Raw genomic sequence first — 12,809 nt, 5'->3', positions numbered from 1 at the left:
ATCCCTTACCCGCCCCACCCTTGACCGAACGCGGCCCCACGCCGACCATGTTGCGTATCGCTCACCATGTTGTGCCATACGCACCGACGGAGGTCGCGCACATGTCCCCTCGACCCCAACCTGGCCGTGAGTTCGTGCTCACCCTGTCCTGCCCCGACAGCGCCGGACTGGTTCACGCCGTGAGCGGCTTTCTCGTCAGGAACTCCGGAAACATCCTGGAGAGCCAGCAGTTCGACAACCGGCTGCAGGGGCGTTTTTTCATGAGGGTTCACTTCGACGTTTCCGATCCGAACGTCGAGCTGGAAATTCTTCGTTACCGGTTCGGCCCGGTCGCCCAGGCCTACGGCATCTCCTGGACCCTGACCGACGCCTCCACGCCGACCCGGACGCTGATCATGGTGTCCCGGTTCGGCCACTGCCTGAACGACCTGCTCTTCCGCCGCTCCACGGGCGCGCTCAACATCGAGATCCCGGCGATCGTCTCCAACCACCGGGAGTTCGAGGGCCTCGCCCGCACGTACGGCATCCCCTTCCACCACGTCCCGGTGACCCGGGAGACCAAGCCCGAGGCGGAGGCACGGCTGCTGGAGCTGGTGCGCGAGCTGGACATCGACCTGGTGGTGCTGGCCCGCTACATGCAGATCCTCTCCGACGACCTGTGCAAGGAGCTGGAGGGCCGGGCCATCAACATCCACCACTCCTTCCTCCCGAGCTTCAAGGGCGCCCGCCCCTACGACCAGGCCTACGCGCGCGGGGTGAAGCTGGTGGGCGCGACGGCGCACTATGTGACGCCGGACCTGGACGAGGGGCAGATCATCGAGCAGGACGTGGTCCGGGTCGATCACTCCCTGGATCCCGGTGAGCTGGTCACGGTCGGCCGGGACGTCGAGGCACAGGTGCTCGCGCACGCCGTGAAGTGGCACAGCGAGAGCCGCGTGATGGTGGACGGCAACCGCACGGTGGTCTTCCGCTGAACGGGGGAACCGAAGGGGCGGGACCGGGATCTCCGGTCCCGCCCTCGTCGTATACGACTCCCGGTCACCCCTCCCGCCGGAGAAAGGCGACGAGCGCGGCCGTCAACTCCGCGGGGGCGTCCTCCTGGACGAGGTGCCCGGCGCCGGCGATCGGTTCGAACCGGGCCCCCGGGACGAGCCCGGCGAGCTCGCGCCCCTTCGCCACCGGGATCCAGGTGTCGTCCTCGCCCCAGCAGACGAGCGTGGGGATGCCGATCGTGCCGTAGCGGCCCTGGATCTCGTCGGTGTACCGCTGGTCGCTCTGGGCGATCTGCCGGTAGAAGGCCGCCTGGCCGGTGCCGTCCAGCCAGGGCGCGACGAGCCGGTCGAGGACCGCGGGGCGCAGCCCGGCGCTGCTGGCGGAGACGACGTACTCACGCACCAGAGCGCCGTGCAGGGCGGGCGGCAACCGCTCGAACACCTCGGCGTGTTCCCCGACCAGCCGGAAGAACGGGGAGCCCCACGGGGCCAGCGCGACCGGGTCGACCAGGGCGAGGGCGCGGTAGCGGGCGTCGTGCAGCAGATGTGCGCGCAGGGCGACGGCACCGCCGAAGTCATGGGCGACCACGAGCGGTTTGGCAAGGCCCCAGTGGCCGAGCAGCTCGCCGAAGACCCGGCCCTGGGCGGCCAGGGACACGTCCTGGCCGGGGCCCTTCTCCGAGGTGCCGTAGCCGGGCATGTCCCAGACGTACACCTCGTGGTCGCGGGCGAGTGAGCGGGCGACGGCCCGCCAGACATAGGAGGAGAACGGGGTGCCGTGCAGGAGGACGACCGGTGACGCGCCGGGCGGGCCCAGCCGGTCCCAGCGGACGTCACCGGATGCGCTGGTGAAGGTGCGGGTCAGGTGCCAGTCGGTGTCGGCTGCCATGCCTCTCCTGGTTCAGTCGCCGAGGCGGTCCAGCAGGGCGCGGCGCCAACTCTCCGTCTCGGCGATCTGGTTGAAGGTGAACAGATGCAGACCGGCCACGCCCGCCGAGGGTGCCGTAAGGGCCTCCTCGGTACGGGTCAGCAGCCTGTCGGGCGAGTATCCCCCGGGTGTGGCGAACCGCAGGAACCACGCGGGGTGTCGGGTCAGGAAGCGCGTCGACTCCCCCACCCCGATCTTCGTGGCCATGGCCAGCAGCTTCGCCCGCTGCACCGGCCCGGCCACCCCCACGTACAGGGGCAGGGCGATGTCCCGGCGCCGTATCCGGCCGATCCACTGCCGCAGCACCCGCGGGTCGAAGCAGAGGTTGCTCACGATGTACGTGGCGTGCTCGCGCTTGTCCCACATGGCCTGGACGGTGACGTCGTCGTGGATGAGGGGGTGGCTCTCGGGGTAGCCGGTGACCCCGACGCGCGCGAAGGGGCCGCCCAGCTCGCTCAGCCTGCGCAGCACCGGCAGCGCCCCGTCGTAGACCCCGGCGGGCGGGTCGGCGTCGCCGGCCGGGACGAAGACGTCGTCCACGCCGGCCTCGCGGAGCCGGCCGGTGACGTCCTTCAGGTGCAGGTCGTCCCGCAGCAGCCGGGCCGGCACGTGCGGGACCACCCGGTAGCCGTGGCGGGCCAGCCGGACGGCGAGTTCCAGGGTCGGTTCCAGGCCCTTGACCGGCGACGCCGTCACGGTGACGACGACGTCGCGCGGCACATGGGCGAGAACCTTGTCCTCGGTCGCCTTCGCGGGGAGCACCTCGTAGCGGACGCTGTCCAGCAGCGTCCTGAGCTCTGCGGCGCCCAACGTCTACTCCGCCTGCTGCCGAGCGTCGCGGTGGCGGTAGTACACGGCCTTCGACGGCGCGAGCGGCTCCTTGCCGAGGATCAGGTCGGCGGCCTTCTCGGCGATCATCATCACCGGTGCGTAGATGTTGCCGTTGGTGACGTAGGGCATGACGGAGGCGTCCACGACCCGCAGGCCCTCCAGACCGTGCACCCGCATGCTGGCGGGGTCGACGACCGCCATCTCGTCGGTGCCCATCTTGCAGGTGCAGGAGGGGTGCAGGGCCGTCTCGCCCTCCTTCGCGACCCAGGCGAGGATCTCCTCGTCGGTCGCCACCTTCGCGCCCGGCGAGACCTCCCCGCCGTTGTAGGGCGCGAGGGCGGGCTGGTTGAGGATCTCGCGGGCCACCCGGATCGCCTCGACCCATTCGCGGCGGTCCTGTTCGGTGGACAGGTAGTTGAAGCGCAGCGCCGGGTGCTCGCGCGGGTCCCTGCTCTTGATCTTCACCGAGCCGGTGGCGTCGGAGTACATGGGCCCGATGTGGACCTGGTAGCCGTGTCCGCCGGCCGGCGAGGAGCCGTCGTAGCGGACCGCGACGGGCAGGAAGTGGAACATCAGGTTGGGGTAGTCGACGTCCTCGTTGCTGCGGGCGAAGCCGCCGGCCTCGAAGTGGTTGGTGGCGGCCGGGCCCTTGCGGAACAGCCACTGCAACCCGATGAACGGGGCACGCCACTTCGCCATGTACGGCTGCATGGAGACGGGCTGCTTGCAGGCGTACTGGACGTAGACCTCAAGGTGGTCCTGCATGTTCTCGCCGACACCCGGCAGGTCGTGGACGACGTCGATGCCGAGGGCGCTCAGTTCGGCGGCGTTGCCGACGCCGGAGAGCTGGAGCAGCTGCGGGGAGTTGATCGCGCCGCCGCACAGGATGACCTCCCGGGCCCGCACCTGCTGGGGCGCGCCCCGGCCGCGCCGGTACTCCACGCCGACGGCCCGTTTGCCCTCGAACAGGACGCGGGTGACCAGGGCACGGGTGCGGACGGTGAGGTTCGGGCGCTTCATCACGGGCTTGAGGTACGCCTTCGAGGCCGACAGCCGGCGTCCGCGATGGACGTTGCGGTCGAACCTGGCGAAGCCCTCCTGCCGGTAGCCGTTGACGTCGTCGGTGGGGGCGTAGCCCGCTTCCTCGGTGGCCTTGAGGAAGGCGCCGAAGAGGGGGTTGGTGGCCGGGCCGCGTTCGAGCACGAGGGGGCCGTCCTTGCCGCGGAACTCGTCGTCGGGGTCGGCGGCGAGGCAGTTCTCCATCCGCCGGAAGTACGGCAGGCAGTGGGCGTAGTCCCAGGTCTCCATGCCCGGGTCGGCCGCCCAGCGCTCGTAGTCCATGGGGTTGCCGCGCTGGAAGATCATGCCGTTGATGCTGCTGGAGCCGCCCAGCACCTTCCCTCGCGCGTGGTAGACGCGCCGGCCGCCCATGTGGGGCTCGGGCTCCGACTCGTACTTCCAGTCGTAGAACCGGCTCCCGATGGGGTAGGTGAGCGCCGCGGGCATGTGGATGAAGACATCCCAGGGGTAGTCCGACCGGCCCGCCTCCAGGACCAGGACCCGGTTCGCGGGATCCGCCGAGAGCCGGTTCGCCAGTGCACTGCCGGCCGAACCGCCACCGACGATGACGAAGTCGTACTGCAGGGGAGCCATGGTGCCTCGTCTCGCTCGCGCCGTCGATACGCCAGGCATGCTAGACCGGTACCGCAATGCGCACCAGGTTGCGAGCGACGCAACTTCGTGGGGCTTTGCTACGGCCCGGTTACTTGCAAGGGTGTTGTTTACTGCGCGTATAGTTGCACTGTGAGCAACTACAGTCATGACTCAGAAACGCACGGTTCACAGGCGGGCGGCGTCCAGTCGGTGGACCGTGCCATCAGTGTCCTGGAGATCCTCGCGCAGCGCGGTGAGGCGGGTGTCAGCGAGGTTGCGGCCGAGATCGACGTCCACAAGTCCACCGCGTTCCGCCTGCTGGGCGCGCTGGAGTCGCGCGGACTGGTGGAGCAGGCCGGCGAGCGCGGCAAGTACCGGCTCGGCTTCGGCATCGTGCGGCTGGCGGGCGCGGTCACGGGCCGTATCGACATCACCCAGCAGGGCCGGCCGATCTGCGAGCGCCTCGCCGAGGAGCTCGGCGAGACCGTCAACATCGCCGTGATGCAGGAGCAGTACGCGATCAACCTGTACCAGGTGCGCGGCCCCGGAGCCATCACCGCGCACAACTGGGTCGGTCAGCTGACTCCGCTGCACGCCACGTCGAGCGGCAAGATCCTGCTGGCGTACATGCCCACCAAGGACCGTGCGGAGCTGCTGGCCGAGGCCGGCATGAAGAAGGTCACGCCGCGCACCATCACCGCGAAGACGAAGCTGGAGAAGAACCTCGCCGAGGCGCGGGAGCGGAACTACTCCATGACCCTGGAGGAACTGGAGATCGGCCTGCACGCGATGGCCGCGCCGGTTCGCAACCGGGACGGCGACGTCATCGCCGCACTCAGCGCCTCGGGCCCGGCCTACCGGCTCACCGAGCAGCGCATGCACGAGCTGTCCCCGGTGCTGCTCAAGGGCGCGGAGGAGATCAGCCACAGGATGGGCTACCTGGGCTGAGCCGCCCGGCCCGCCCGCCCGACTAGGCCAGGGGAGCGCCCAGGCGCTCGCTCACCCAGTCGTGGAAGGCGCCGATGTGGTGCTCGCTGGGCACCAGTACGCCGCCCTTGGCGTACATGCGGGAGCTCATACCGGGCTGGGTCCGTTCGCATGCCTCGAAGTCCTGGCGGTTGACCCGGTCGAAGAGCTCCACGGACCGGCTGACGTCCTTGCCGCTGTCGACGACGTGCGGAAGGTAGAGCCAGTCGCACTCCACGATCGTGCGGTCCACGGACACCGGGAACATCCGGTGGAAGATCACGTGGTCGGGGACGAGGTTGATGAACACCTGCGGCCTGACGGTGATCGCGTAGTAACGGCGGTCCTGCTCCTCGCCGACCCCGGGGATGCGGTCCAGGCCCTCGGAGCCGTCGACGGTGAAGCCCTGGACGTCCTCGCCGAACTCCGCACCATGGCCCACGTAGTACTGGGCCGCGTAGCCGTCCGCGAACTCGGGGAGCACCTCGGTGAGTTCGGGGTGGATGGTGGCGCAGTGGTAGCACTCCATGAAGTTCTCGATGATGAGCTTCCAGTTCGCCTTCACGTCGTAGACGATCCGTTTGCCGACGGAGAGGCTGTCGATGTCGTAGCGCTCGATCGACTCGACGTCGCCGAGGCGGGCGACGACCTCGCCGATGACGTCCTCCTCGAAGGACGGCGGGTTCTCCGCGAGGCAGACCCAGACGTAGCCGAGCCATTCGCGTACCGCCACGCTCACCAGGCCGTACTCGGTGCGGCCGACGTCGGGCATCTTGGTGAGGTTGGGGGCGGCGACGAGCTTGCCGCTGAGGTCGTAGGTCCAGGCGTGGTACGGGCACTGGAAGGCCCGCTTGACCTCGCCGGTCTCCTCCGTGCAGAGCTTGGCTCCGCGGTGCCGGCACACATTGAAGTAGGCCCGCACGGAGTTGTCGCGCGCCCGGGTGACGAGGATGCTCTCGCGGCCGACGTCGACGGTGCGGAAGGCGCCGGGCCTGGCCAGTTCGGAAGCGCGCGCGACGCAGAACCACATGGTCTCGAAGATGCGCTCCTGTTCCTGGGCGAAGATCCCGGGATCGGTGTAGGAGGAGCCGGGCAGGGTGGCGATCAGGCTGTCCGGCAGGCTGGTCGAGGTCACGGTGGACTCCTCGGGGAACGTCGTGGAGGGGCCATTCACGCGCCGGGAGGAACGACTCCGGACGGCGTTGTGTGTTCAGGACGTGGCGGCGGCGAGCTGCTTGCGCCAGCGCATGAACGAACGGGGCTGGTTCATGCCGAGCACGGCGACCGGGGTCCCGCCGCGCCGGTAGACGGCCAGGACGTTGCGCTCGTCCGGGGTGCCGTCCTCGATGCTCACGCTGTCGGCGCCGGCCGAATGCCCGGCGAACTGGATCTTCACGCCGTACTGGTCGGACCAGAAGTACGGCGGCCGGGGCACCCCCGGTTCCCGGGCGCCGCCCGCGAGCAGCGCGGCGACCGCGGCGTCGGGACGCTCGCGCGCACCGGTCCAGTGCTCGACGCGGCGATGCAGGCCGGCGCGCGGGTCGTACCAGTTGGCGCAGTCGCCGACCGCGATCACGCCGGCCAGGCTGGTGCGGCCGTCGGCGCCGCACTTGACGCCGTTGTCGAGTGCGATGCCGGAGTCCTCCAGCCACTCGACGCACGGGCGGGCGCCCACACCGACCACGACGATGTCGGCCGGCACGGTGCGACCGTCCTCGAGCTGGACCGCGTCGACCCTCCCCCGGACTCCGTCCGGGGGGACCCCCATCTCGCTTCGCTCGTCACCGCTCAGACCCTTGACGCCCACGCCGCACAACAGCCGTACCCCGTGGTCCGCGTGGAGGGCGGAGACGAGCGCGCCCATGGTCTGGCCGAGCGGTCCGGCGAGCGGTGTGGGCGCCGCCTCCACGACCGTCACCTCCAGCCCGAGGGCGTACGCGGTGGAGGCGACCTCGGCGCCGATGAACCCGCCGCCGATCACCACCAGCCGTCCGCCGCGGGCCAGTTCGTCCCGCAGGGCGCGGGCGTCGTCCAGGGTGCGCAGGGTGTGCACCCCGGCCAGGCCCTCGGAGCCGGCGAGGGTGCGGGCCGCGGCGCCGGTCGCGATGACGACGCCGTCGGCGCGCACCTCGCGTCCGTCGGCGAGCCGGACGGCACGCTCGGTGCGGTCGAGGCCGACCGCGCGGGTGCCGAGCAGCCACTCGGCCCCCAGGTCCTCGTCGTCCGTCTCCAGCGCCAGCTCGGTCTCGCCGAGGGTGCCGGCCAGGAACTCCTTGGACAACGGGGGCCGGTCGTAGGGGCGGTGGAGCTCGTCCCCGATGACGACCAGCCGCCCGTCGTAGCCCTGCTTACGGAGCGAGCGCGCCGCCGACAGGCCGGCCAGTGAGGCGCCGACCACGGCGACGCTTCTCACGCGGGACCTCCGGCGAGCCGCGCGGCGATGCAGGGCGGCAGGTTGGGCGCGTCCGTGGAGAGCCGGACGTAGATCATGCCGTCCTCGACGAGGATCTCGTGCGTCCGGACCGGCAGCTTCGCCGGCGGGGCGTCGACCGCTCCGGTCCTCAGGTCGAACTTCGAGGCATGCAGCGGGCATTCCACCTCGCAGCCCTCCAGCCAGCCGTCGGCGAGCGACGCGTCCTGGTGGGTGCAGGTGTCGTCGATGGCGAAGAGCTCGCCATCCTCGGTGTGGAACACCGAGACCGGCGGATCGATGTCGAGCCGGTGGGCCTCGCCTCGCGGGAGATCCGCGAGACGGCACGCGGGAATCATCATGACACCTCGGTGCGTATAGCGAAACGGATTGCGGTAAGCGCAACGTCAGTCTGCGGGCCGCCCAGAAGCGTTGTCAAGGCGTCAAAAGGCCTCGTTCGGACGGGCCCGCCGTCCGGTTTCCGGACAGCCCGAAGCGCCCGAACCACCTGCGGAAACAGGCGGAACGGGCGCCACGGCGAGCCCCCTCGCGAGAGCCTCAGAAGCCGCGGTCGATCCACTCCTGGAGATGGGGCGCCTCGGCGGCGACCGTGGTCGTGTCCCCATGGCCGGTGTGCACGACGGTCGCCCCCGGCAGCGTCAGCAGCCGGTCGCGGATCGACTCGACGATGGTCGGGAAATGGCTGTACGACCGTCCCGTCGCCCCCGGTCCGCCGGAGAACAGCGTGTCGCCGCTGAACAGCGCCGCCAGGGCCGGTGCGTACAGGCAGACCGCGCCGGGGGCATGGCCGGGCGTGTGCAGCACGGTGAGCTCGACGCCGGCCACCGCCAGAAGCTGCCCGTCGGCCAGTTCGGCGTCGGGCGCCCGCTCGGGGTGGGTCTGCTTCCACAGCGGCAGGTCGTCCGGATGGAGCAGGACCGGGGCGCCGGTGCGGTCGGCGAGGGCGGGTGCGGCGTCGATGTGGTCGTTGTGCGCGTGGGTGCACACGATCGCCGTCAGGCGCCGGTCGCCCACCGCCTCGAGAATGGCGTCGGCGTCGTGTGCGGCGTCGATGACGATCGCCTCGTGGTCGTCGCCGACGATCCACACGTTGTTGTCGACGTCCCAGGTGCCCCCGTCGAGGCTGAACTGCCCCGAGGTCACGAGGCGTTCGATGCGGGCGGCCATCACAGCATCACCACCGAGCGCAGGACGTCGCCGTGGTGCATCCGCTCGAAGGCCTTCTCCACGTCGTCCAGCGCGATGGTCTCGGTGACGAAGGCGTCCAGGTCCAGCCGTCCCTGCAGATGCAGGTCGATCAGCATCGGGAAGTCCCGGCTCGGCAGGCAGTCGCCGTACCAGGAGGACTTCAGCGCGCCGCCCCGGCCGAAGACGTCGAGGAGCGGCAGTTCGAGCTTCATCTCCGGGGTCGGAACGCCGACCAGGACGACCGTGCCGGCGAGGTCACGAGCGTAGAAGGCCTGCTTGTACGTCTCCGGGCGGCCGACCGCCTCGATGACGACGTCCGCACCGAACCCGCCCGTCAGCTCACGGATCGCCTCGACGGCGTCGGCATCCCTGGAGTTGACCGTGTGCGTCGCGCCCAGCTTCCTCGCGGTGTCCAGCTTGCGGTCGTCGATGTCGACGGCGATGATCTTCGCCGCGCCCGCCAGGTTCGACCCGGCGATGGCCGCCGCCCCGACCCCGCCACAGCCGATGACCGCGACGGAATCCCCGCGGCCCACATTGCCGGTGTTGATCGCCGCCCCGATGCCCGCCATCACCCCGCAGCCCAGCAGTCCGGCCACCGCCGGAGAAACCGACGGGTCGACCTTCGTACACTGCCCGGCCGCGACCAGCGTCTTCTCCGCGAACGCGCCGATGCCCAGCGCAGGCGACAGCTCGGTGCCGTCCAGCAAGGTCATCTTCTGCTTCGCGTTGTGCGTGTTGAAGCAGTACCACGGGCGCCCGCGCAGACAGGCCCGGCACTGCCCGCACACCGCACGCCAGTTGAGGATCACGAAGTCACCCGGCTCGACATCCGTGACCCCCTCCCCTACGGACTCCACGACGCCCGCGGCCTCGTGGCCCAGCAGGAAGGGAAAGTCGTCGTTGATGCCGCCCTCGCGATAGTGCAGGTCGGTGTGGCAGACCCCGCAGGCCTCGATCTTCACCAGCGCCTCACCCGGACCCGGGTCCGGCACGGTGATCGTCTCCAGGCTGACGGGGGCGCCCTTGCCCCGCGCGACGACAGCACGGACCTGGTGCGTCATGGCCACTCCTCGACTGCTCGAGACCGGAATCTGATGTTGCTCATTACGGCACGCATTTCATGAGCCGCAACACAGCATCAGGGAGGGCGGACCGGCGGTCAAGCGGTTCGACGCGAGCGCGATGGCGACCACCTCGCGCACACCCCTTTCGCCTCGAGGATGTGCGTGTCATGCTCACGCGAACGCACATCTGAACATCGTTCATATACATGACCAAGATCACCACATGGAAGGGCGGACATGATGGCAAGTTCCCGACTCGGCGTCCTGTTGGTGGCCCTGGCCGCGTTCGCGACCGGAGCCACCGGTGCGGAGGCACACCACGCTCCCCGTGTCCCGCACACCACCGTCCTCGACGGCGCCCGTCTCCAGCAGACGAAGCTCCGCCTCGACCGCGGCGACCCCCGACTGCGGCGGGCGGCCGCGGCGTTGAAGGCGCGCGCGGACAACTGGCTGAACCAGGGCCCGTGGACGGTCGTCGACAAGCCGCGCCCCGCCCCCGGCGGCGACGTCCACGACTACCTCAGCCAGGCGCCGTACTGGTGGCCCACCAAGGCCCCGACTCCGGACAACCCGTGGGGCTGCCCGTACGTCCAGCGGGACGGCGAGCGCAACCCCGAGGTCGACTCCGGCACCGACCGGCAGGACGTCGAGAAGACCTTCGACTCCGCTTACGACCTCTCCCTCGCCTGGTACTACACCGGCGAGCGGCGGTACGCCGAGAAGGCCGGGCAGGTACTGCGCTCCTGGTTCCTGGATCCGGCCACGAGGATGAACCCGAACCTGAACCACGCGCAATTCATCCCGTGCAAGTACGACGGCCGGGCCATCGGCATCATCGACTTCTCCCAGTCGTACACCGGCGTGCTGGACGCGATCGCCCTCCTGGAGACCGGGGCCCCCGGCTGGACGGTGAAGGACCGCACCGCCATGGCGAAGTGGAACACCGACTTCCTCGGCTGGCTCAGGAACAGCGACTTCGGCAAGCAGGAGGCCGCCGCCACCAACAACCACGGCACCTTCTACGACATGCAGCTCGCCGGCCTGGCCCACGCGACCGGCGACAGGGAACTCGCCCGCCGCACGGTCCTTCAGGCCCGCGCCAAGCGCATCGCACCGCAGATCGCGGCCGACGGCAGCCAGCCCCAGGAGCTGGCCCGGACCAGGAGCTGGCACTACTCGACGTTCGACCTGGTGGCCTACACCCGGCTCGCGGACATCGGCCGGCACGTCGGCGTGGACCTGTGGGCGTACCGCGGCCCGGACGGGCAGAGCCTGTTCAAGGCGGTGGACTATCTCCTGCCGGCCGCGACGGGAGCCGCCGCCTGGCCGCATCCGGAACTGGAGTTCCGCCGGTACGCGGCGACCGACGTCGTCCACGCGGCCGCCGACGCCGGGGACAGGAAGGCGCAGCGGGCGGTACCGCTGCTGGAGGAGCCGCCGGGCGGCGACCTGTGGGCACTGCGCCCGGCGGCGGAACAGCTGGACTCGATAGCGGGCTGAGCGACGGCGTCCGGGCGGTCAGACGGTGGACAGGTCGATCGCCCGGTCGACGTCCTGCGGCTGGAGCACCCGCAGGATGCCCTCCAGCAGGTAGTAGTCGGCGTACGGAAGGGAGATCTCGACCCCGTCCTCGCTCGGCCGGTTGCGGGTGCAGCGGGCCACGACGGCGTCGGCACGGGCCGAGTTCCTCGTCAGACAGGTCTCCGCGAGCGCGGTGAGCAGCCGCAGGGCGACGTCCCGGTAGGCCTGTCCGCCGGTGGCCACCGACAGGTCGAGCAGCCCGCACGCCATGACCGCACCGGCGGACGCGTCCTTGATGTCGTACGGCTGCTGCGGCGCGAGGTAGTCCCAGACGGGCACGTGGTCCGGGGTCAGCGCGCCGATCGCGAAGTCGGCGAGTCTGCGGGCGGTGGTCAGGAACTCCCGGTTCCCGGTGCGCCGGTACATGGTGGTGAACCCGTACAGCCCCCACGCCTGACCGCGCGACCAGCAGGACGTCGGGCTGTACCCCTGCACGGTGTTGGGGCCGATCGGGGCGCCGCTCGCCGGGTCGAAGTCGTACACGTGCGGGGTCGAGCCGTCGGGGCGGAGGAAGACCCGCTGGGCGGTTCTCGCGTGCTCCACGGCGATGTCCAGGTACTTCGCGTCGCCGGTTCGGTCGCTCGCGAACGCCAGCAGGTCGAGGTTCATCATCGTGTCGATGATGACCCGGCCGGCGTTGCGCTCGTCGCCCAGCGCGCCCCACGCCCTGATGAAGCGTCCGCGCGGGTTGTACCGCTGGATCAGGGAGTCGGCCGCCCGGAGGGCGCCCGTGCGCCAGGCGTCGTCGCCGGTCAGCCGCCAGGCGGTGACCCAGGACGGGTAGAAGAGGAAGCCGAGGTCGTGCGTGCCGGTGTCGTACTGGCGGGGGGCGAGCTTCTGCGCCGACGCCAGGGCCCAGGTGCGGAAGGCGTCGTCCTTGCTGTAGAGCCAGGCCATCCAGAGCGTGCCGGGCCAGAACCCGCCGACCCAGTCGCCGTTCTGCGAGTAGGTCCACTTCTCGAACTTGGTGCCGACGGGGAAGGCGGTCACGTTCGGGGCGACCGCGTGGAGCTTGTCGACGGCGTAGTCGGCAGCCGCGCGGAGCTTGCGCAGGGTCGGTGCCGGTACCCGGCCGGCGGGCCCGTCCGCGGCCACGGCCGGTGCCGCGGACGCTCCTAGCGCCGCGGCACCGGCCGCCGTAGCCAGCACAGTACGCCGGGAAACACTCATGC

The 12,809-nt window shown here is 70.5% G+C and carries 12 protein-coding genes; 3 read left to right on the top strand and 9 right to left on the bottom strand.

Annotated elements, in window-relative coordinates; all coding sequences use genetic code 11:
• Window positions 1-101: 101 nt before the first annotated feature.
• A complete protein-coding gene (gene purU, locus ACIRD7_RS36805; protein ID WP_403460238.1) occupies window positions 102-974 on the top strand; it encodes a formyltetrahydrofolate deformylase in 873 nt (290 codons plus the stop codon).
• Window positions 975-1,038: 64 nt separating this feature from the next.
• Here purU and ACIRD7_RS36800 read toward each other — a convergent pair whose 3' ends face one another.
• Genes ACIRD7_RS36800 through betA form a run of 3 tightly spaced genes read right to left on the bottom strand, consistent with a single transcriptional unit; the run spans window position 1,039 to window position 4,404 of the window.
• A complete protein-coding gene (locus ACIRD7_RS36800; RefSeq protein WP_403460237.1) occupies window positions 1,039-1,881 on the bottom strand; it encodes an alpha/beta fold hydrolase in 843 nt (280 codons plus the stop codon).
• A 12-nt stretch (window positions 1,882-1,893) separates the two neighbouring features.
• Complete coding sequence (locus ACIRD7_RS36795; protein WP_403460235.1) at window positions 1,894-2,730, bottom strand: 5,10-methylenetetrahydrofolate reductase; 837 nt, start codon at window positions 2,728-2,730, stop codon at window positions 1,894-1,896.
• 3 nt (window positions 2,731-2,733) lie between these two features.
• On the bottom strand, window positions 2,734-4,404 hold the full coding sequence (betA, locus tag ACIRD7_RS36790; protein WP_403460234.1) for a choline dehydrogenase: 1,671 nt from the start codon (window positions 4,402-4,404) through the stop codon (window positions 2,734-2,736).
• Window positions 4,405-4,554: 150 nt separating this feature from the next.
• Between betA and ACIRD7_RS36785 the strand changes: the two genes are divergently transcribed.
• Window positions 4,555-5,352 carry an IclR family transcriptional regulator gene (locus tag ACIRD7_RS36785; protein WP_403460233.1) on the top strand — a complete coding sequence of 266 codons (798 nt, stop codon included), beginning with the start codon at window positions 4,555-4,557 and terminating at the stop codon, window positions 5,350-5,352.
• Window positions 5,353-5,374: 22 nt separating this feature from the next.
• On the opposite strand, the gene ACIRD7_RS36780 is transcribed toward ACIRD7_RS36785, so the two are convergent.
• The 5 genes from ACIRD7_RS36780 to ACIRD7_RS36760 form a co-directional block, all read right to left on the bottom strand.
• Window positions 5,375-6,505, bottom strand: coding sequence for an aromatic ring-hydroxylating dioxygenase subunit alpha (locus ACIRD7_RS36780; protein ID WP_403460232.1), 1,131 nt, complete (start codon window positions 6,503-6,505; stop codon window positions 5,375-5,377).
• 75 nt (window positions 6,506-6,580) lie between these two features.
• Window positions 6,581-7,783, bottom strand: a complete 1,203-nt coding sequence (locus ACIRD7_RS36775; protein WP_403460231.1) for an NAD(P)/FAD-dependent oxidoreductase — start codon at window positions 7,781-7,783, stop codon at window positions 6,581-6,583.
• A complete protein-coding gene (locus ACIRD7_RS36770; RefSeq protein ID WP_403460230.1) occupies window positions 7,780-8,142 on the bottom strand; it encodes a bifunctional 3-phenylpropionate/cinnamic acid dioxygenase ferredoxin subunit in 363 nt (120 codons plus the stop codon). Before ACIRD7_RS36770 ends, ACIRD7_RS36775 begins: the two co-directional genes overlap by 4 nt.
• 196 nt (window positions 8,143-8,338) lie before the next feature.
• Entirely contained in the window at window positions 8,339-8,968 is a 630-nt protein-coding gene (locus ACIRD7_RS36765) for an MBL fold metallo-hydrolase (RefSeq protein WP_403460228.1), read from the bottom strand.
• The gene (locus ACIRD7_RS36760) at window positions 8,968-10,053 is read right to left on the bottom strand and encodes an S-(hydroxymethyl)mycothiol dehydrogenase (RefSeq protein WP_403460227.1); all 1,086 of its coding nucleotides are present in this window, start codon (window positions 10,051-10,053) and stop codon (window positions 8,968-8,970) included. Before ACIRD7_RS36760 ends, ACIRD7_RS36765 begins: the two co-directional genes overlap by 1 nt.
• Before the next feature lie 240 nt (window positions 10,054-10,293).
• On the opposite strand from ACIRD7_RS36760, the gene ACIRD7_RS36755 reads away from it, so the two are divergent.
• The gene (locus ACIRD7_RS36755) at window positions 10,294-11,556 is read left to right on the top strand and encodes an alginate lyase family protein (RefSeq protein WP_403460226.1); all 1,263 of its coding nucleotides are present in this window, start codon (window positions 10,294-10,296) and stop codon (window positions 11,554-11,556) included.
• A gap of 18 nt (window positions 11,557-11,574) precedes the next feature.
• On the opposite strand, the gene ACIRD7_RS36750 is transcribed toward ACIRD7_RS36755, so the two are convergent.
• A complete protein-coding gene (locus ACIRD7_RS36750) occupies window positions 11,575-12,807 on the bottom strand; it encodes a glycoside hydrolase family 88 protein (protein WP_403460225.1) in 1,233 nt (410 codons plus the stop codon).
• Between the last annotated feature and the right edge of the window lie 2 nt (window positions 12,808-12,809).

It is taken from the genome of Streptomyces sp. NPDC093568 (genome assembly GCF_044764945.1).
Lineage (GTDB): Bacteria > Actinomycetota > Actinomycetes > Streptomycetales > Streptomycetaceae > Streptomyces.
The sequence above is the reverse complement of the archived record's forward strand: the minus strand, read 5'-3'. Positions and strand labels throughout refer to the sequence as shown.

Bases quoted from the DNA above. Each gene is read 5' to 3' on its own strand.
- ACIRD7_RS36750 (WP_403460225.1), bottom strand. From the start codon at position 12,807: ATGAGTGTTTCCCGGCGTACTGTGCTGGCTACGGCGGCCGGTGCCGCG.
- ACIRD7_RS36770 (WP_403460230.1), bottom strand. From the start codon at position 8,142: ATGATGATTCCCGCGTGCCGTCTCGCGGATCTCCCGCGAGGCGAGGCC.
- ACIRD7_RS36800 (WP_403460237.1), bottom strand. From the start codon at position 1,881: ATGGCAGCCGACACCGACTGGCACCTGACCCGCACCTTCACCAGCGCA.
- ACIRD7_RS36755 (WP_403460226.1), top strand. From the start codon at position 10,294: ATGATGGCAAGTTCCCGACTCGGCGTCCTGTTGGTGGCCCTGGCCGCG.
- betA (WP_403460234.1), bottom strand. From the start codon at position 4,404: ATGGCTCCCCTGCAGTACGACTTCGTCATCGTCGGTGGCGGTTCGGCC.
- purU (WP_403460238.1), top strand. From the start codon at position 102: ATGTCCCCTCGACCCCAACCTGGCCGTGAGTTCGTGCTCACCCTGTCC.
- ACIRD7_RS36765 (WP_403460228.1), bottom strand. From the start codon at position 8,968: ATGGCCGCCCGCATCGAACGCCTCGTGACCTCGGGGCAGTTCAGCCTC.
- ACIRD7_RS36760 (WP_403460227.1), bottom strand. From the start codon at position 10,053: ATGACGCACCAGGTCCGTGCTGTCGTCGCGCGGGGCAAGGGCGCCCCC.